Origin of the sequence: Streptomyces sp. 2323.1 (genome assembly GCF_900221035.1) — a bacterium.
GTDB lineage: Bacteria > Actinomycetota > Actinomycetes > Streptomycetales > Streptomycetaceae > Streptomyces > Streptomyces sioyaensis.
Genome location: NZ_LT907981.1, coordinates 1,582,381 through 1,601,084, shown reverse-complemented (window position 1 = coordinate 1,601,084; position 18,704 = coordinate 1,582,381). Strand labels below are relative to the sequence as shown.

Below are 18,704 nucleotides of genomic sequence, written 5' to 3'. Positions count from 1 at the left end.
GAGGCCGAGAAGAGATGACGCGAGGAGCCGAACACCGGTCGCTGCGACGGCGATTGACCAGTGCGACGGTCGTGGTCTCCGTACTGGCGGGCACGCTCGGTGCGGGAAGCGCAGTCGCCCAGAACGGCCCGCAGGCCCGGCCACAGTCCCGGTCGCAGACGCAGGCCCAGCCGCAGCCGAGGATGGCAGGAAGCGACGAGGAGTACGCCAACCTCTACACGCACACCGTCGGGAACGTCCGCAGCGCGATGCTGGGGGACGAGGCCGCCCGGCAGCCCGGGTCCGGCCGTCTGATCCGGAACCCCGACCCGGAAGCCTTCCAGTCGATCAACATCGGACGGCTCGCCGAGCGCGACGACATCGAGGGCGGCACGGTCCGAGGACTCTTCCGCCGGTCCGACAACTATCTGCTGGGCTTCTACGTGCGTCGCGGGGACGGCCGCCAGATCGTGTACACGTTCACCGAGGGCGGGAGAGACATGGTCCCGGACACGGTGTACGAGGGCGCCCAAAGGTCGCGCTTCCCCTTCCCCGTCACCTATCGCGACCTCCCCACCATCCAAGTCGGCCGGGGTCTTTTGAGGGATGCCGTACGCCAACTGTTCGACAACGACCCCGGCACGAGCAACCACAGACTGCAGGACGGTGTCGAGAGGCTGGCCGTGGCCCTGGCCGAAGGGGCGCGGTTCCAGCTGATTCCCGGGCTGATCGCCCAGCACATCCGGGGCGGGCAGGACTGGACAGTGGGCGACCACGAGGCGGAGATCCATGACTGGAACGATCGGTCCGGGGTCGTCGTGGGCGCGCATGCCGCCGACCCGAGCGGCGGCAACCGCTCCGTGTGGGGGCAGGGGCACCTGTACCGCTGGAACGGCGCCAACGTGACGCTGACCGCGCTGGACCTGGCCCGCCGGCTCTACCTGATCAAGCCGCCGCCGAAGCGCTGACGTACCGACCCGGTCACCGGGGGCTGCCGCCGCTGTGCTCCACCTTGTGCTGGAGGAGGCGCCGCTGACACCGTGCCAGTGCCTCGGCGCGGTGGCCCCCGGTGCTCTCGGCGTCGACGATGAGCCGCACGGTGTCCGCCTCGAAGCGGAATGCAGGCATCCCGAACGCGAGCGATTCGAGAGGGATGCCCGGCTGGGCGGAGAAGGGTCCCGCTCCAGGCGTTCGCCCGGGGCATCGCCGCCTCCGCCCTCAGGCCGCCGGCCGGCGTGCGACGGGCTGTGTAGCGGATTCGGGGTGGAGGCGGCTGTCGATGGCTATCGGTGGTGGTGATGGGACCGTGGTGAGTGGGGGGCTTTCTGGGGTGGTGCGTGAGCGTGTGGTGATTACGGTCGAGAGGGCGAGGGCGGCCATGGCGGAGATCGCGCCGCCGAGGATGAGGCTGAAGCGGGCGCCGAGGGTGTCGGATACCAGGCCGACCAATGGGGCGCCGACCGGGGTGCCGCCGAGCAGCACCAAGAGGTAGACGGAGACGATGCGGCCGCGCATGTCCGGGTCGGCGTTCAGCTGTGTCATGGCGTTGGCCGTGGTCATCACGGTCACGGAGGCGAGCCCGGTGGGCAGGAGGACCAGCAGAAAGGTGGCGTAGCCGGGCATGAAGCCGGACAGAGCCTCCAGGGCTCCGAAGACGACCGTGGCGGTGACCAGGCGGCGAGCGGTGGGAGGTTTTCGTTTCCCGGCCCCCCTCAGCGCGCCGATGAGGCTGCCGACGGCGTAGGAGGCGGACAGGTAACCGTAGGCGGCGGAGCCCGAGTGGAAGACGGTGAGGGCGATCAGGGAGATGGTGACCTGGAAGTTGAAGCCGAACGTGCCGACGAAAGCGATGACCGTGATGGGCAGCAGCAGGTCGGGGTTGGCGCGGATGGCTCTGAACGCGTCGGACAAGCGGGTGTTTCCGCGGTTCTTCTCCTTGGGGGCGTGGAGCTCGTCGGCGCGGAGGGCGATCAGGCCGTAGAGGACGGCGAGGTACGACGCCGCGTTGGCCAGGAAGACGGGTCCGGTGCCCGCGACGGCGACCGCCAGGCCGGCCACGGCCGGACCGACCGCGCGGGCGACATTGAACTGGGCGGAGTTCAGGCTGACGGCGTTGGCCAGGCGTTCTGTGCCGACGAGTTCGGAGACGAAGGCGTTACGGGCCGGACTGTCCAGCGCCGTGGCCGTGCCCAGCAGGAAGGCCAGCACGTACACGGCCCACAGGTTCACTGCTCCGGTCACCGTCAGGACGCCCAGGACCAGGGACTGCATTCCCATGGCGGACTGGGTGAGGATCAGCAGGCGGCGTTTGGCGAAGCGGTCGGCGAAGACGCCCCCGAAGAGGCCGAAGAGTGTCTGCGGCAGGAACTGCAGGGCGGTGAGGATGCCGACGGCGCTGCCGCTGTTGCCGGTGAGCTGGAGGACGAGCAGGTCCTGGGCGGCGCGTTGCATCCAGGTGCCGATGTTGGAGACGAGCTGCCCGATCAGGTACCGGCGGAAGTTGCTGGCTCCGAGCGTGGCGAGTGCTTCGCTCGGGGCCCGTCGCTTTCCGCCCCTTCGGACCCTGCGGTGCCGACCGCCCACGTCGAGGGTGGCAAAGCAGGCGCGGAGGGTCTGCATGCTGTCGCTGCTGTGGACACGGCGGTGCTTGCTCATGACCTTCTACGGGTGGGGTCCGGCGAGGACGGGGGCGTGGCCGAGGTGGTGGAACTGCGGGGCGGGGTGCATCAGGAACTCGTGGTGGGAGATGTTCCAGGCGTACGCCCCGGCCAGGGCGAAGGCGATCCGGTCGCCGACGCGCAGCCGTCCGACGTGCACCTCGCGGGCCAGGACGTCCTTGGGTGTGCACAACTGGCCCACCAGCGTGACGTGTTCGTCCTGGACCTGGGGGCGCTCCCAGGGACGGTCCCAGGTGTCGGCGGGGACGATGGTGAACGGCTGGTTGTGCTGTTTGGTCGCCGGGGTGCGCAGGTGATGGGTACCGCCGCGCAGGACGGCGAAGGCGTGGCCGTGGCTGCGTTTGATGTCGAGGACCTCAGTGACGTACCAGCCGCAGTACACGGTGACCGCGCGGCCCGGTTCGATGCGCAGGGTCAGGCCGGGGTGTCCCTCCAGCAGACGGCGCAGACCGGCGCCGAAGGCCGCCCAGTCGAAGTGCCGGTCGGGGCGGGCGTAGTCGACCCCCATGCCACCGCCGAGGTTGACCTCGGTCAGTTCCACGCCCTTGTGGTCCGCCCATTCGCTCGCCCAGGTCAGGACCTGGCCGGCGAGGTCGAGGTGGGCGGTGGCATCGAGGCCGCTGGCGAGGTGGACGTGGATGCCTCGTAGCCGGATGCGCGGGTCGTCGGCGAGGAGGGCCAGACAGCGGTCGAGGTGGCCGGGGTCCAGGCCGAAGGGGCTGGGCCGACCGCCCATGGCGAGGGCCACCGGACCGAGGGCGATCGGGAGGTTGACCCGGAGCAGGACGTCCACCGTGCGCTCGCCGAGCAGGCCGGTGAGCAGGTGGAGTTCCTGTTCGCTCTCGATGTGCAGGCGGTCCACTTCGCTTTGGAGGGCCTGTTCCAGTTCGGCGGGTGTCTTGCCGGGGCCGCCGAAGGCGATCGGCGTGCCTGGGCACGTGAGCTGGATGTGGTGGAGTTCGCCGCCGGAGGCGACCTCGAAGCCGTCGACGTGGTCGCTCAGGACCTCCATGAGCCGGGGGTCGGAGTTGGCCTTGGCCGCGTAGAAGAGCTCGACGCGCTCGGGCAGGGCGGTGCGGACGGCGGCCGCGTGTTCGCTCAGGTCCTGCAGGTCGTAGACGTAGACGGGGAGGTCTTCCGCGCCCAGCTCGGCGACGTGCTGGCGGAGTTGCGGCCTCATCGGGTCACCTCGCGGGGGAAGCCCTCGCCCAGCGGGCTGGGCAGGGGAACGTAGCCGGCGTGCCGGTCGGCCTGCCGGGACCAGCGCAGCAGCAGGTTGGCCTTGGCGGGCAGCGGGACGCCCGAGAGCAGGGCGCGCAGCCGGGGCGGCTCGCCCGCGCTGCGGGAGTGGGCGTCGAGGTGGTCGCGGACCAGGCCCCACAGGGCGGGCTCCAGGGCCGGGTCGGTGTCGGCGAGGGCGGCGAGGACTTCGGCGGTGTGGTTGACCAGGAGGCAGTAGGCCACCCGGTTCCAGCCGCGTTCGGCGTCGTACGTCATCGGAGTGCGGACGTCCTCGGGCAGGGCGGCGAGGAACTCGCGGTGGTGTTCGGGGAGGAGCTTGGTGCCTTCGAGGTCGCGGAAGAGCAGCTGGGCGGGGGTGCCGTCGGCGCGTACGCCGACGACGACGTTCTGCAGATGGGGTTCGAGGACGATGCCGTGCTCGAAGTAGGCGGTCAGGACGGGCGGCAGCAGCAGGCCGAGGTAGGCGTCCCACCAGGCGAGCGCATCGCCGTCACCGCGCGCCAGCAGGCGGGACACCTGGGCCGAACTGGTGGGGTGCTCGTCGGCGATCGCGGCGGCCAGCAACGGGGTCACGCCCGGACGCAGGTGTGCGCGCAGGCCGCTGCGGACGATGACGCCGAAGCCCTCCAGGAGGGAGAGGTCGTCGTCGAGGGCAAGGGTGCGGTAACCCGGCTCGGGGAGCAGCGAGCTTCCGGGATGCGCCTGACCGATTGCGGCGAAGACGGGGTGGAGGAGCCGGTTGAGGGCGACGGCGCCGGACAGTTCGTATGCGGCGTTCTTGCGGACGCAGTTGGTCAGGCGGACGTTGAGGCTGAACTTCAGGAACGTGTCGGCGTCCGGCTGGTAGAGGGTCCGCACGGAGGCGGTGGGGGCGAAGTCCGGGCCCGTGACGCCGGTGTCGATGATCGAGCCTGCGGCCATGGCCCGGCGCAGGGCGGGGTGGTCGCCGAGGAGCCGGTACTGCCAGGGGTGCACCGGCAGGGTCAGGTAATCCCTTCGCCCGTCCGGATGAAGGGCGTCGAGCCTGCTCAGGTCACCTTCCTCGCGCACCAGACGCCGGTGGACGGCGAGGTAGCGCAGCGGGAAGCGGGTGCCTGTCTCCGGGCCGTAGTCCAGCCAGTCCTCGGGGTCACCGGTGCGGGACTTGGGTGAGGGGTGGAAGCGGTGGCCGAAGACCAGGGACTGCTCGGACTCCAGGTAGGGGTCCTCCGGCAAGGCCACCGTGGCGCGCTGGTCCAGGACGGTGCGGATGGTGTTCCGGCTGTCGGTGACCTGGTCCAGGAACTCGTCGTTGGCCACGCCGGTCCGCAGTTCCAGCTCGTCCTGGATGTATCCGGCGAGCTCTCGCCAGCCGATCGGGGACCAGCTCGCGCCGTCGTACCGCTTGATCTGTCCGTCGAAGCGGTGGGCGCCGATCAGGGAGATGCGGCGCAGGGGGACGCGGAGCAGGACGTCGCGGCGGGGCAGCCACAGCCGCAGGTGGTCCTTGTCGACGGTGACCTGTCGCTCGGGCGCGGACAGCTCGCGGATCAGGCAGTTGAGCAGGGTATGGGCGGTGACGGCGTCGGCGACCTGAGCGGGACTGTCGGTGGTGGCGAGGACGGCGCCGCCGGTGCTGGGGAGGGTCATGCGGAGAGACTCCAGTCGGTGCAAGGAGAGGTGCGGGGAGGCCGGCCGGGCCCGGCAGTCGGGAGCGGGCCGTCAGCGGTGGCGGGCCAGGGGGTTGGGGACGGGAGTCCACCGGGCGACGCCGGAGTCCTGTGCCAGGCGCATCGCGATGGTCGCCTTCAGCGGCAGCGTGTCGCCGAAGAAGATCTGCCGGTCCCCGGCGGCATGGGGGAGGTCGGCGTAGACGCGGCGGCCGACGGCGGCCACCGCAGCCCACAGTTCCTCGGGGTCGGCTCCGTGCGTGCGCGACAACACGGCCACCAGTTCGCTGAAGACACCGCTGAGCAGGCCGCCGAACAGCTTGGTGCGCAGCGCCGACTCGTCGTTCCCGGCTCGGGTGCCGGCCAGCGGTGGCAGTGCGAAGCCGTGCAGAGCGAGCCGGTCCGGATGGATGCGTACGCCGTCCAGGTCGCGGTAGAGCACCCGCACCGGGCGTCCGTCGCGCAGCGCGACGAGCGTGTTCTGGCCATGGGCCTCCAGAGCCACCCCCATGGACAGCAGCGTCAGCGCGGGCGGCAGGACGAGTCCGGCGAACTCCGCCAGCCACGTGACCGGGTCGCCGCTCACCATGCGGGCCCCGGTGGCGTGGACGGCGGTGAGCGGCACGGCGATCTCTCCCGGTTCCAGGTGCCGTTCGCCGGACTCACGGATCATCGCCGCCAGGCTTGCCGAGGGCTTGCCGTTCACGAGGATGGCGCCGCCGGCGAGTTCGCGCAGGATGCGCAGGCGCTCGCCGTGGCCGGCCTTGTCGACGACGGCGGTGACCAGCTCGGACAGGGGGGCTCCGTCGGCCACTTCGGCCGGGGAGATGGTGCGCCGGTAGTTGGTGACCTGCACGTCCAGCGCCGTCTTGATGTGGCAGCCGGGCAGGGCGTCGAGGGGGGACATGGTGCGCATGGACAGCAGCGGGCGGGCGGCGATCGTACGGTCCACGACCGGCAGGCCGGGCTGCTGGGCGAGGACGTGGTCGCGCTGCCAGGGATGGACCGGCATCAGGACGGTGTCGCCGTCGCGCAGTTCCTGGGGCCAGTCGCCGGTGGCCTGCCAGCGATCGGCCGGTACGGCGACGAGCGCCAGCTCGATGACCGGGTGGTGCTCGGGCGCGTAGGCGAGCACCTCGGAGACGGACAGTCCGGTGCGGGTGCGACAGCAGGGGTGCTGCGGATGGCCGTCGACCACCGCCTGTTCGGCGTCGGCGGAGTCCCGTACCGCGTCCGGCTCGTGGTTCGCCGCGCGGGCCAGGGCCAGGTTGGCGATGCTGTTGTCGAGTTCGGCGGCCAGACGTGATGCGGTCTCCGTACGGACTCCGAGGGCGGCGAGGAGCTGGGCCGGCCCCTCGACCGGACCGTCGGAGCCCTGCACGGTGAAGTCGGCGGGGATCGAAGCGAATCGTTCCGCGGCAGCGGCCGGGCCCGAGAGGTGTCCGCCGCCCGTGAGGCGGATGACGAGGGTGTCGGCGTCGCGGTGGCGGTCGACGACACCCGGCAGGGGTTCGCGGGCCAAGGCGCCCCACAGTCGGCCGAGCACCGTGGCACGCGCACCGGGGAGCGCGGCCGTGAAGGGTTCGACCAGATCGGGGCGCACGTGGCGCAGTTCGTCGATCGTGCTGCTGTACGGCATGTTTCACCGTCCCGTGGCATAGGAAAAAACGAGCGGAGAGGCTGCGGAGGCAAAGAGAAAGCGCGAATGCGAGCGCCGTCCGCGATCAGCTGCCGACGACGTTACGGTATCGTTAGTTAACTGATCGCCAGAGAAAAGCAAGGCCGGTATCAGAATCGATCCAGCATTCCGACCGCTCCGCCGTTTCCGGAAAATGGAACCGTCGTCGGACAATTGGCGGCATGTCCCGTGTGCCCGGCTCGGCAAGCGGAGCGGCCGCGCCGGGGCACCGCTTACCGGGAAAGCGGTTGCTGGATGACGAAAAGCCGCGCTGCACTTCTTAACGGACTGCTTGCACGGCGCTGTCATTTCGCTGACGTTGTGCTGCATCAGACCCCGTAGGGTCGGTGACAGGCAGAAGGCAGTGAAGGAAGACGGTTGTTCACTTTCGCCGAAGGTAATCCGCGCGACATTCAACAGTTTCCCGGCGCAGGGCACCGCCGGCTTGTGAGTCTGTCGACATGCATGTCTTACTGATCGAGGACGACGACCGGGTCGCCGGGCCGCTGATGGAGGGCTTGAGCCGTTTCGGGTTCACCGTGGAGCACGCCGGTACGGGCGCCGACGGACTCGCCGCGGCGGAAGCGGAGATGGTGCTCCTGGACCTGGGGTTGCCGGACATGGACGGCATCGATGTCTGCCGCACGCTCCGACTGCGCTCCCAGGTGCCCATCATCATGATCAGCGCGAGAAACGACGAGGTCGACCGCGTCCTCGGTCTGGAGCTCGGGGCCGACGACTACCTGTCCAAGCCGTTCGGGGTACGGGAACTGGTCGCACGGATCCGGGCCGTCTTCCGTCGTGCCGGACCCGCTGCAGCCGAGCCGGTGGCGGCCATGCCCGCTTCCCGAGACGGCCACCCCGTTCCGGCGGCCCGCGCGCAGCAGATCGGCCCGTTGACCCTTGACCGGCGGGGCCGCCAAGTCCGCCTGCACCAGACCGTCATCGCCCTGTCGCCCAAGGAGTTCGACCTGCTCGCCTATCTCGCCGACGACCCCGGCGCCGTCCGCACGCGACAACAGATCCTGGACGCCGTGTGGGAACCCAACTACTTCGGACCCACCAAGACGTTGGACGTCCACGTCGCCGCACTGCGTCGCAAGCTCGGTGATCCCGCCTGGATCGACAACATCCGCGGCGTAGGCTTCCGGCTCCTGCCACCCGCCGGCGGCGCATCCGCCTCGCAGGTGGAAGAGACCATCGAAGGAGGTGACCGGTGACCCGCCGCCTCCTCCTCAGCTATCTCAGCCTCACCCTGCTGGTGCTGCTGTGCCTGGAAGTGCCGTTCGGCTACGTCTACGCCCGCGGTCAGATGTCCCGCTTCACCGGCAACGGGCAGCAGGCCGTGGTCATGCTCGCAGAGGTGCTGGAGGAGAAGGTCGAGCGGCGGACCGTCACCGACCTGCCGGAGCTGGTGGCGAGCTTCGCGCGGCGCACCCGCAGCCATGTCACCGTCGTGGACAGTCACGGAAAACTGCTCACCGACTCACGCAACGCGTTGCCCGCCGGGGCGGACCTGTCCACGCAGCCGGACATCGCAGCCGCTCTGCGGAACCGGTCCAATTCGGGGACCCGGCAGGATCCAGCTCTCGGCGAAGCGGCCTTCGTCGCCACCGTGCCGGGCGCCTCGGGCGCAACGGTCCGCTGCGTCGTACGGACATCCTTTCCCCTCACCACGGTGACGTCCAAGGTCCATGACGCCTGGCTGGCGTTGGCAGCCGTGGGTCTGGGGGTACTGGCGGCCGTTGCGTTGATAGCTCTCGCGCTGGCCCGCTGGATCACCCGCCCGGTGCGGGCGCTGGAGCACGCCACGACGCAACTGGCCGACGGCACCCTGAAAGATCTGCCCGCCACCGACCTCGGACCCCCCGAGCTACGGCGTCTGGCCTCCAGCTTCGTCCGCACCGCGACCCGGCTCCAGCATCTGCTCAAGGCCCAGCACGCGTTCGCCTCGGAGGCGTCCCACCAGCTGAAGACCCCGCTGACCGCGCTGCGGCTGCGACTGGAGAACTTCGAGCCCTACCTCGACCCGCGCGCCCGGCCCAGCCTGGACGAAGCGGTGGATGAGGTGGAGCGGCTCAGCCGCATGGTGCACGGGCTGCTCGCCCTGGCCCGGCTGGAGAACGCGGCGACCACCCCCGAGGCCACCGACCTCGACTCCGTCGTCGCCGACCGCGCGGCCGTGTGGACCGCCTTCGCCGGCGAACACTACGTGGACATCGCCGTCGCCGGGCCGAAGACCGGCCGGGTGCGGGCCATCCCCGGCGCACTGGACCAGATCATCGACAACCTGCTCTCCAACGCGCTGCGGGTCTCACCGCCCGAAACAACGATCACCTTGGCCACCGCCTGGGCCAGCGGGGCGCCCGGAACCGTGGAACTGCACGTGACCGACCAGGGCCCGGGCATGACCGAGGAACAACGGAGACGCGCCTTCGACCGCTTCTGGCGAGCGAGCGACGCCGACCACGAAGGCACCGGCCTCGGCCTGCCCATCGTGAAGCAACTGGCCCGCGCCTCGGGCGGCGAGGTGACGCTGCAGGCCGCACCCGGCGGCGGACTTGATGCCGTTGTCCGCCTCAGGTCCGCCGACCCCCACCGCACAGCCCATCCCCGACGTCCCCGGTCCGCGATGCGGGCAAGACAGGGCGCGGTGCCTCCCGTCCCCACCGAACGCCCCTATGCGGTATCCGACCGGCAGCAGTGAGGCAGCGCGTCCCGAGGGCGATCGAGGGTGGCCGGACGCTCGGGCGCTGCGAGACGCGGCTGATCCTTGGCCGTCCGCTACCCCCGTAGGGTCGTCCCCACAGTGCAACACTCAGTCGCACGAGCAGCACCGCCGCCACCACCACCGCACGCCGCGACGCCGGCAGCGGCGGACCCACCCCAGACGATCACGGACACAGCCATGCCGACGAATAGCGATCCCTCGTACACCGCAGGGGCCGAACAGGTCGTCCCGGCCGGACCATCAGCAGAAACCATGCGGCTCCTGCTCGTCGAAGACGACGACCGGATCGCCGGTCCCGTCATGGAAGGGCTGAACCGCTACGGCTTCGCCGTCGACCACGTCAAATCCGGAGCCTCCGCTCTGTCGGCCTCCACCGCCGACCTCATCCTTCTGGACCTCGGGCTGCCCGACATGGACGGCATCGATGTCTGCCGGGCCCTGCGCGCCCGCTCCACCGTCCCCATCATCATGATCACCGCACGAGGCGAGGAGACCGACCGCGTCGTCGGCCTGGAAGTCGGAGCGGACGACTACCTCTCCAAGCCCTTCGGGGTACGCGAGTTGGTCGCCCGGATCCGAGCCGTCACCCGCCGCACCCACCCCGAGAGACTCGCCCCGCTGCACACCGGCACGGCAACCGGACTCCCCCGTCAGCGCACGCAACTTCCGGAGGATCGTGGCGTCCAGCACCTCGGCCCGCTGACCATCAACCGGCGCACCAGGGGCGTCACCATCGACGGCCGCCCGCTCACACTCACCCCGAAGGAATTCGATCTCCTGGCCCAACTGGCCAGCGATCCTGGCGCCGTGCACTCCCGCCAGCAGATCCTCGACACGGTGTGGGACCCCAACTACTTCGGCCCCACCCGCACGCTCGACGTGCACGTATCGGCGCTGCGCCGCAAGCTGGGCGACCCGGCCTGGATCGCCACCGTCCGCGGCATCGGCTTCCGGCTCACCGTTCCCGGCGACAGCGCATACGCCTGAACGGCAGTGCGCACGGAGTCGTGCGCTGCTCGAACGTCCTTATGAAGTCGGTGAGTTGGGGTCGAGCGTCACGACCCGAAGGGCGGCGCAAGGGGGTCAGGTCGTTGCGGTGAGGCGCTCGATGCGGGCGGAGTCGCAGGTGCGGGGGCAGGTGACGCAGGTGTCCTCGGGGCGGAGGGTGTAGTACATGCAGCAGCTGGCGCGGTCCCGGGTGGGGAGCGACTCGCCGGCCGGGCCGGTGAGGGTGCGGAATCCGGCAGCGCCGACGTAGGGAGCGGTGCTGCCCGGCAGGAGCTGCTTCAGTGCGGCCACCGCGCGGGGTTCCTCGCCCAGCAGATGCCCCAGGTACCACAGGCCCTCGACGAGCTCGTCGGACGCCAGGCCCCACAGCGCCCGCGGCCCGCGCCGCGTCCGTGCGGCGAAGCCGGCCAGGACGGGGGCGAGGTGCTCGGCCACCGCGGCCCGCACCTCCGCGCGCAGCGCCTCCTCGTCCGGTACGACCCGGGCGCCGGGCAGCCCGGCCGCCGGATCATCGGGAAGGCAGCAGAACGCGCCGATGCGCACCGCCATCCGCCCCGGCTCCCGCTGGAAGGACACGTCCTGTACGGGCAGCCGCGGGACCCGGCGGTGCAGGAACCAGGGGAGGGTGATCAGCAGGCAGGCGGGCCAGGCGTAGCGGTGCAGGGCGAAGCTCGCGACGACGTCCGGCCGGGCGCGCTGTCCGTAATCCCGCAGGATCTGTGCGTCGTCCTGGGCGAGAAAGGTCTCCAGTGCCGCGCCGCCGGCCGCGAGGCCGGCCGCACACACCCAGCCGTCGCCGCTGGGCGGCGCCGCGTCCCAGGTGGTCACCTGCAGGCCGGGGAAGACCTCCGAGAGCCGGGCGTAGGCGTCGGCGACGGGGTGGGCGGCGGGCGGAGCGGCGGGGACAGGAGTCATGGGGGAGACCACCGAATCGCGAGCGTCAGCAGGTAAGCCTTACCTTACCCGAGCACTTTACCCGTGCCTGCCGAACGCCAGTCCTCGCGGCCCCCGGACGTTCCCCGTCCGGTTTCGGATTTGCACGGCGGCCCGCGCCGCCTATGGTGCTGGGGACGTCAGGAGGAATCGTCATGGAGCAGGGCACAGCGGAACCGCAGCCGTGTGCACAGGGGTGGGTGCCCGCGCAGCCCGGTCCCGGCGTGCCCCGGCGGCACTCCGTCCGCGGCCAGGTGCTGGCCGCACTGCGCCGTGCGCTGGTCGACGGCGAGCTGACCCCGGGCGAGGTCTACTCCGCGCCCGCGCTCGGCGAGCGCTACGGCGTCTCCGCGACCCCGGTCCGCGAGGCCATGCAGCAGCTCGCGGGCGAGGGCGCCGTCGAGGTGGTGCCCAACCGCGGCTTCCGGGTCGCCGAGCGCAGCGCCCGCGACCTCGCCGAGCTGGCCGAGGTCCGGGCGATGCTGGAGGTGCCCGCGATCGTCCGGCTGGCCCGGACGCTGCCCCCGCAGCGCTGGGAGGAGCTGCGCCCGCTGGCCGCGGCGGGCGTGGCGGCCGCCGCCGGTGGCGACCGGGTCGGCTATGCCGAGGCCGACCACGCCTTCCACGACGCGCTGATGTCGCTCACCGGCAACCGGCGGCTCACCGAGGTCACCGGCGATCTGCTGCGCCGTTCCCAGTGGCCGCCGGCCGCCGGCTCCGGGCGCGCGGCCGAGCTGCTGGCCGATGCCGCCGAACACCACGAGCTGCTCGACGCCCTGAGCGCCCAGGAGTTCGCGGTCGCCGAGCGGATCGCCCGCGCGCATGTCTCGGCGGCCCGGCACCCGCACTGAGCCGTCCGGTGGCTCAGCCGGGCAGCAGCTCTTCCAGGGGCAGCGCCGCGACATCGGCGGCGGGCCGGGAGAGATAGAGATCGGCGTGGTAGAAGCCGTCGGATTCCTTGCCGGCGGTGGACAGGCCGTGTCCGGCGATCGCCTCGAACGCCCCCCGCCGCTCGGCCCCGTCGGCGAACCGCCGCTGGCGGAACGTACGGGTGGGGAGCTTCTCCGTGACCAGTCCGGCCCGGGCCAGCAGGGCGGAGACCGGGCGGTAGGACACCGTGCGCAGCACGAACGCGGCGACCCAGGGCGGGGACGAGACGCAGTCGAAGAGACGGGTGAACGTGGTCGCGGTGATGTAGCCGACGCCACCGGTGACGGTGATCAGATCCGTGTCCGCCAGCACGCGCCGCAGCTGTGGACTCGGCTCGTCGAGTTCCAGATTCTCCGCGAAACCGTGGTCGAGCAGACCGACCTCGCGGGCGTAGCCGACCGCGCGGTCCGCCGCGTCGATGCCGGTGATGCGTACGGACTCGGCACGGCGCCGGCTGGCGAAGAATGTACGGTCCTCGTCGATGAGTTGACGGGTCGTCGGCACGTCCGGGCGGAGTGCGGTGTAGCGGTCGTAGAGGTCGGAGAGGGACACCTGGCAGTTGAGCAGTGCGGCGTTGACCCCGTATGAGCAGCAGAGGTCGACGACGTTGAGTGGCGGACGGTCACTGCGGTGGCGCTGCAGTGTCTCGGTCACGGTGCGGAACACCGCTTGGCCGTGGTGCGGAATCTGATAGTCCAGGGGCTGCAGTGTGGCGAAGTACCGGCGGGGATCAGGGCAGTTGTAAATCGCCTCGAAATCCGCCTTGCCCCAGTCGGTTCCCGCGGTCGTGTTGGTCACTCCTGCTGTCATGTGGCCTCCTGAAAGGCTGAGCCAATGGGTGGGGGCTCAGCTGGTCCCGGACCAGCATCCCTACCCCCGCCGCCGCCTCACAGTGCGACTTGCGGCCATTCTCGGGGCCTGTGGGGCGTGCGGAGACACCCCGGCCCCGGGCCTTCGCCCCATGGTCCCACCTCCCGGTTCGCCCGGCGCGTCGACCGCCGGCCGGTCCGGCAACCGTCACGCCCCGGCCGATCCGCCCCGGGGACCGTCGAGATCCAGCCAATCGGGCCGGTTGCGGGCATGGCTGACGAAGGGGGGTTGACGGCGAGCGGAGGAGCGCCCTCCGGCGCCGGAGAACGGTGACGGAGCACGGTGAAGGCCCACCACCCGCCGAGCGCGTGTGGTGGGCCGGCACCGGGATCCCCGGCGGCCGCGGCCAGGGGAGCGTGAGCCATCCCGGCTAGGTCGCCGTGACGGCCGTGGAGAGATGATCGGCGAGCCAGGTCGGTACGCCGCCCATGAGGCGGAACAGCCGGGCCGCCTCGGTGCGCAGCCGGTCCGCGTCGGCCTCCGGGGCGGCGTCGGCCAGTGCCGCGAGGGCCGGTGCCGTACCGATGAGGAAGCCCAGCTCCTCCCGGATCCGCAGCGACTCGGCGAAACCGTGCCGGGCCTCCGCCAACTCCCCGTCCCGCAGCGCGAGTCCGGCCAGATGGCGCCAGGTGAAGGACAGCAGCAGGTGGTCGCCGTGCGCGGTGGCGCCGGCGTGCGCGCGGCGGTAGGCGGCGCGCGCCGAATCCGGGCTGTCGGCGACGTGCTCGGCCATCAGCCCGCGCCGGAAGTCCAGCAGCGGGCGGCCGGCCGCTGCGGGTGCCAGCAGCGCGGCGGCCCGGCCGAGCGCGGAGCGCGCCTCGTCGGCCCGGTCCCGGACGCCCAAGACGGTGGCGGCGTAGGCGAGATGGCCGCGCTCGCAGGCCGCGCCGCCCCGCTCGTCGTCGTCGCCCGCCAGGGCCTCGGCGCCGCGCAGCGCGTCCTCGGCCTCGGCCCAGCCGGTGGCCGTGAACACACAGCGCTCGACCAGGAGGGCCGCGCGGCGCAGCGCGGACGGGGCGTGACGGACGGCGTGCCGCTCCAGCAGCGCGGCCGCGTCGTCCCAGCAGCCGCGGGAGCGCAGTCGCCAAACGGCACGGTCGAGGGGATCGTCCCCCTCGACCGTGCCGACGGCCGGTACTTCCGGTGCGGATGCGGGCCTCGGTACCGCGACCGGCACCGGATCCGCAGAACTTTCCGGATCCACGGGATCCGCTGAATCTGGCATGGCGGTATCCGCCACGTTGCCCTCCCCAAGCGCGCCATTGAGCTGGAAATCGGAAGCCGTGCGCGCATCTCAGCACGAACTCCGCCGCCGGGCCAAGGGGGCGGGTGAACGTTTTCACAATCACCCGGTGCCCGGTCCGGACGGGGCGCGCGGCCCTGATCGGGCGCATTACGGCGCAAGCGCGGGCGGCCGCGGCCGGTCTCCGCCGCCGCGATGCCGCCCGATCGAGTTACCCCGAACGGCGGATGCGGGGCTGCTGGATCGCACCGGGCGGCTGCGGGGCGTCCGGGCCCCGCCGGCGACGGGATCGGCGGGGCGCAGGCCCGCGCCCTCGGCGATGCCGTCCGCGAGGCGTCGCCGCGCTCAGCTCATCCGCAGCGCCAGGAAGAAGTCCAGCTTGTCCTCCAGACGGGCCAGATCGCGTCCGGTGAGCTGCTCGATCCGGCCCACCCGGTAGCGGAGCGTGTTCACATGCAGGTGGAGACGCGTTGCGCAGCGGGTCCAGGAGCCGTCGCAGTCGAGGAACGCCTCCAGGGTGGGGATCAGCTCGGCGCGGTGCTTGCGGTCGTACTCGCGCAGCGGGTCCAGCAGACGGGCGGTGAAGGCCCGGCGGACGTCGTCCGGCACGAACGGCAGCAGCAGGACGTGCGAGGCCAGCTCCTCGTGTCCGGCGGCGCAGACCCGGCCGTTGCGGGCGGCGGCGACCCGGCGGGCGTGCCGGGCCTCCTCCAGGGCGCCGCGCAGGCCCTCCGCGGAGTGCACCGCGGCGCTGACCCCGACCGTCAGCCGCCCGTCGTCGTCCAGACCGCGGCTGAGCGGCTCCTGGACGAGCCGGAGCAGCTCGGCGGCGTGCAGACCCGTCGCCGCGGAGTCCCCGGACTCGTCCGGCACGGGCAGCGGCACCAGCGCCACCGCCTCGTCGCCGGTGTGTGCCACGGCGATGCGGTCGGAGTGCTCGGGCCCGGCGGCGCCGGGGTCGACCAGCATCTCCTCCAGCAGGCTCTGTGCCACGGGGCCGCCGGGGACGTCGCCGTCCTCCCACTCGACCCGGGCCACCACGAGCTGCCAGTGCGGTGCGGTGCCCAGGCCGGGCAGCAGCACCGGGGCGGCCACCCGCAGCCGGGCCGCGATCTCGGCGGGCGGGGCGCCGGCCTGGACGAGCTCCAGCACCTCCTGGGCGAGCCGGCGGCGGACCGTGCGCGCCGCATCGCGCCGGTCGCGTTCCACCGCGATCAGCTGGGTGACGCCGTGCAGCAGGTCCAGGCGCTCCGCCGGCCACTCGCCGGCGTCCGCCTCGACGGCCAGCAGCCAGTCGCTCAGCACCGTCTGGCGCAGGTCACGGCCCTCCTGGCGGATCGGGAACAGCGAGAAGGTGGCCCCGCCGAGGGTGACCCGGTGCGGGCCGCGCCGGCCGGTGCGGGCGGCCGCCAGATGCTCGCCCGCGAGCCGGGCGGCCAGCTCACCGGAGAGCTCCGGCCCGGCGTCCGCCAGGGTCGAGCCGGCGATCTGCCGCCCGGTGGGGGAGAGCACCCAGGCCCGCAGGTCCAGGTCGGAGCCGAGCAGGTCCAGGACCACTTCCGGGCCGCCGCCCGCGGACGTCATCAGCCGCCGGTGGCGGTCCACCACGGCCGCCAGATCGCCGGCCCGTTCGCTGGAGACCTGGCGGACGACGTGCTCGGTGATGGAGGCGAACGAGACGTCCTCGACGACCGAGAACAGCGGCAGCCGGTGCCGTGCACAGGCCTCGATCAGATCGTCCGGGACCGAGCCCAGCTCCGCCTCGCCCGCCGCGAGTCCGGCGACGCCCGCGGCGGCCAGGATCCGGACGAACGGCTCGGAGTCCTCCGGCTCACGGCGCCAGGCCAGGCCCGTCAGCACCAGTTCGCCGCCGGAGAGATAGCGGCTGGGATCGCGCAGGTCGGTGGTCATCACGCCGCGTACAGTGCGATCCAGTTCGTCCTCGCCTCCGAGGAGCCTGAGGCCCAGGGAGTGGGTGTCCAGGAGTACGCGGAGCCGCATGACCTCGCCCGCCGTTCTTTGCTGTCTGGTGTTGCCGGTGGAATGCCGCGAGGTTTCCAAGCCTCGACTTTCGTTCGAATCTACAAGACGGGTGGCCTGGCCAGCCAACCGCTTCATGGTTTCGGTGACTGCACCGGACGGGTCCAGGAGCGTTCACTGAGCCTCATCACATGAACAAGACATGAACCGCTCCATGGCGGCGAGAGCACCGCGTCCGCACCATGAGCACCGAGCGACCTAGTTCGCAGCACATTCGTAGAAGAGGCCACCCATGGACTTCCTTCGCCCCGCCAGCTGGGAGGAGGCGCTCGCCGCCAAGGCCGAGCACCCCACCGCTGTGCCCATCGCGGGCGGCACGGACGTGATGGTCGAGATCAACTTCGACCACCGCCGCCCGGAGTACCTGCTCGACCTGAACCGCATCGGTGAGCTGAACGAGTGGGAGGTCGGCGAGCAGACCGTCCGGCTGGGCGCCTCCGTGCCCTACACCCAGATCATGGAAAACCTGCGGGCCGAGCTCCCCGGCCTGGCCCTGGCCTCGCACACGGTGGCCTCCCCGCAGATCCGCAACCGCGGCGGCGTCGGCGGCAACCTCGGCACCGCCTCCCCGGCCGGCGACGCCCACCCCGCGCTGCTGGCCGCCGGCTGCGAGGTCGAGGTGGAGTCCGTACGCGGCCGCCGGATGATCCCGATCGACGACTTCTTCACCGGCGTCAAGCGCAATGCGCTGGCGCCCGACGAGCTGATCCGTTCGGTGCATCTGCCCAAGGCCGACGGCCCGCAGCAGTTCTCCAAGGTCGGCACCCGCAACGCCATGGTCATCGCGGTCTGCGCGTTCGGCATCGCGCTGCACCCCGAGACCCGCACGGTGCGCACCGGCATCGGCTCCGCCGCGCCCACCCCCGTCCGCGCCAAGGAGGCCGAGGTCTTCCTCACCGCGGCGCTGGAGGAGGGCGGCTTCTGGGAGTCGGGCAGCCCCATTCCGCCGTCCGTCGCCAAGCAGTTCGCGCAGCTCGCCGCCGGCGCCTGCAACCCGATCGACGACGTGCGCGGCAGCGCCGCGTACCGCCGGCACGCGGTCGGCATCATGGCGCGCCGCACCCTCGGCTGGACCTGGGAGTCCTACCGCGGCAACGCCCACGGCTCAAAGGGAGGCGCACAGTGCGCGTGACATTCACCGTCAACGGCCGCCGGCAGGAGGCCGACGACGTATGGGAAGGCGAGAGCCTGCTGTACGTCCTCCGCGAGCGGATGGGGCTTCCGGGCTCCAAGAACGCCTGTGAGCAGGGCGAATGCGGGTCCTGCACGGTCCGTCTGGACGGGGTGCCGGTGTGTTCCTGTCTGGTCGCGGCGGGCCAGGTCGAGGGCCGCGAGGTGGTGACCGTCGAGGGCCTGGCGGACTTCGCCAAGCAGCGTGCGGAAGGGGGCGGCTGCGCCTCCGGCGTCTGCGGCACCAGCGTGGACGAGGCCAAGCAGTGGCAGGCCCGGCCCGCCGGCTCGCAGACCGGCGTGCCGGCCGAACTCTCCCCGATCCAGCAGGCGTTCATCGACGCCGGCGCGGTCCAGTGCGGTTTTTGCACCCCGGGCCTGCTGGTCGCCGCCGATGAACTGCTGGAGCGCAACGACTCCCCGTCGGACGCCGATATCCGTGAGGCGCTGTCGGGCAACCTCTGCCGCTGCACGGGCTACGAGAAGATCCTCGACGCGGTCCGGCTGGCGGCCGCCCGCGGCGACTCCCACACCGCCGGACAGGGGGCCTGAT

16 protein-coding genes are annotated in these 18,704 nt (G+C 71.8%); 7 read left to right on the top strand and 9 right to left on the bottom strand.

Going from position 1 to position 18,704, the window contains the following annotated elements; translation table 11 throughout:
- The first annotated feature begins 14 nt into the window (after positions 1–14).
- The gene (locus tag CPH93_RS06290) at positions 15–947 is read left to right on the top strand and encodes a ribosome-inactivating family protein (protein WP_159394967.1); all 933 of its coding nucleotides are present in this window, start codon (positions 15–17) and stop codon (positions 945–947) included.
- Positions 948–960: 13 nt separating this feature from the next.
- On the opposite strand, the gene CPH93_RS35690 is transcribed toward CPH93_RS06290, so the two are convergent.
- The 5 genes from CPH93_RS35690 to CPH93_RS06270 all read right to left on the bottom strand — a co-directional run bounded on the left by CPH93_RS35690 (position 961) and on the right by CPH93_RS06270 (position 7,187).
- Complete coding sequence (locus CPH93_RS35690) at positions 961–1,107, bottom strand: hypothetical protein (protein ID WP_159394966.1); 147 nt, start codon at positions 1,105–1,107, stop codon at positions 961–963.
- 90 nt (positions 1,108–1,197) lie between these two features.
- Positions 1,198–2,634 (bottom strand): MFS transporter, encoded by a 1,437-nt coding sequence (locus CPH93_RS06285; RefSeq protein ID WP_096212216.1) that lies wholly within the window; start codon positions 2,632–2,634, stop codon positions 1,198–1,200.
- Positions 2,635–2,640: 6 nt separating this feature from the next.
- Positions 2,641–3,837: a type III PLP-dependent enzyme gene (locus CPH93_RS06280; RefSeq protein WP_096212215.1), complete on the bottom strand. Its 1,197-nt coding sequence runs from the start codon at positions 3,835–3,837 to the stop codon at positions 2,641–2,643.
- Positions 3,834–5,528, bottom strand: a complete 1,695-nt coding sequence (locus CPH93_RS06275) for an IucA/IucC family protein (protein ID WP_096212214.1) — start codon at positions 5,526–5,528, stop codon at positions 3,834–3,836. The genes CPH93_RS06280 and CPH93_RS06275 overlap by 4 nt, the downstream gene beginning before the upstream one ends.
- A gap of 72 nt (positions 5,529–5,600) precedes the next feature.
- A complete protein-coding gene (locus CPH93_RS06270) occupies positions 5,601–7,187 on the bottom strand; it encodes an IucA/IucC family protein (RefSeq protein ID WP_096212213.1) in 1,587 nt (528 codons plus the stop codon).
- A 500-nt stretch (positions 7,188–7,687) separates the two neighbouring features.
- Here CPH93_RS06270 and CPH93_RS06265 point away from each other — a divergent pair, with 500 nt between their 5' ends.
- From CPH93_RS06265 to CPH93_RS06255, 3 genes are all read left to right on the top strand, one after another.
- A complete protein-coding gene (locus CPH93_RS06265) occupies positions 7,688–8,446 on the top strand; it encodes a response regulator transcription factor (RefSeq protein WP_096212212.1) in 759 nt (252 codons plus the stop codon).
- Positions 8,443–9,933, top strand: coding sequence for a sensor histidine kinase (locus CPH93_RS06260; RefSeq protein ID WP_096212211.1), 1,491 nt, complete (start codon positions 8,443–8,445; stop codon positions 9,931–9,933). The genes CPH93_RS06265 and CPH93_RS06260 overlap by 4 nt, the downstream gene beginning before the upstream one ends.
- 276 nt (positions 9,934–10,209) lie before the next feature.
- On the top strand, positions 10,210–10,944 hold the full coding sequence (locus CPH93_RS06255; protein WP_093486248.1) for a response regulator transcription factor: 735 nt from the start codon (positions 10,210–10,212) through the stop codon (positions 10,942–10,944).
- A gap of 96 nt (positions 10,945–11,040) precedes the next feature.
- Here the strand turns inward: CPH93_RS06255 and CPH93_RS06250 are convergent, their stop codons facing one another.
- Positions 11,041–11,880 carry a (2Fe-2S)-binding protein gene (locus CPH93_RS06250; RefSeq protein ID WP_096212210.1) on the bottom strand — a complete coding sequence of 280 codons (840 nt, stop codon included), beginning with the start codon at positions 11,878–11,880 and terminating at the stop codon, positions 11,041–11,043.
- A 173-nt stretch (positions 11,881–12,053) separates the two neighbouring features.
- Here CPH93_RS06250 and CPH93_RS06245 point away from each other — a divergent pair, with 173 nt between their 5' ends.
- Entirely contained in the window at positions 12,054–12,749 is a 696-nt protein-coding gene (locus CPH93_RS06245) for a GntR family transcriptional regulator (protein ID WP_093486250.1), read from the top strand.
- A 13-nt stretch (positions 12,750–12,762) separates the two neighbouring features.
- Here the strand turns inward: CPH93_RS06245 and CPH93_RS06240 are convergent, their stop codons facing one another.
- The 3 genes from CPH93_RS06240 to CPH93_RS06230 all read right to left on the bottom strand — a co-directional run bounded on the left by CPH93_RS06240 (position 12,763) and on the right by CPH93_RS06230 (position 16,942).
- On the bottom strand, positions 12,763–13,638 hold the full coding sequence (locus CPH93_RS06240) for a hypothetical protein (RefSeq protein WP_371126850.1): 876 nt from the start codon (positions 13,636–13,638) through the stop codon (positions 12,763–12,765).
- Positions 13,639–14,068: 430 nt separating this feature from the next.
- Complete coding sequence (locus tag CPH93_RS06235) at positions 14,069–14,923, bottom strand: hypothetical protein (RefSeq protein WP_231977198.1); 855 nt, start codon at positions 14,921–14,923, stop codon at positions 14,069–14,071.
- Positions 14,924–15,286: 363 nt separating this feature from the next.
- Entirely contained in the window at positions 15,287–16,942 is a 1,656-nt protein-coding gene (locus tag CPH93_RS06230) for a PucR family transcriptional regulator (RefSeq protein ID WP_093649221.1), read from the bottom strand.
- A 271-nt stretch (positions 16,943–17,213) separates the two neighbouring features.
- Here CPH93_RS06230 and CPH93_RS06225 point away from each other — a divergent pair, with 271 nt between their 5' ends.
- Together CPH93_RS06225 and CPH93_RS06220 are read left to right on the top strand one after the other, a co-directional pair.
- A complete protein-coding gene (locus CPH93_RS06225) occupies positions 17,214–18,113 on the top strand; it encodes an FAD binding domain-containing protein (RefSeq protein WP_093486259.1) in 900 nt (299 codons plus the stop codon).
- Complete coding sequence (locus tag CPH93_RS06220) at positions 18,104–18,703, top strand: (2Fe-2S)-binding protein (protein WP_093486261.1); 600 nt, start codon at positions 18,104–18,106, stop codon at positions 18,701–18,703. The genes CPH93_RS06225 and CPH93_RS06220 overlap by 10 nt, the downstream gene beginning before the upstream one ends.
- The last annotated feature ends 1 nt before the right edge of the window (position 18,704 follow it).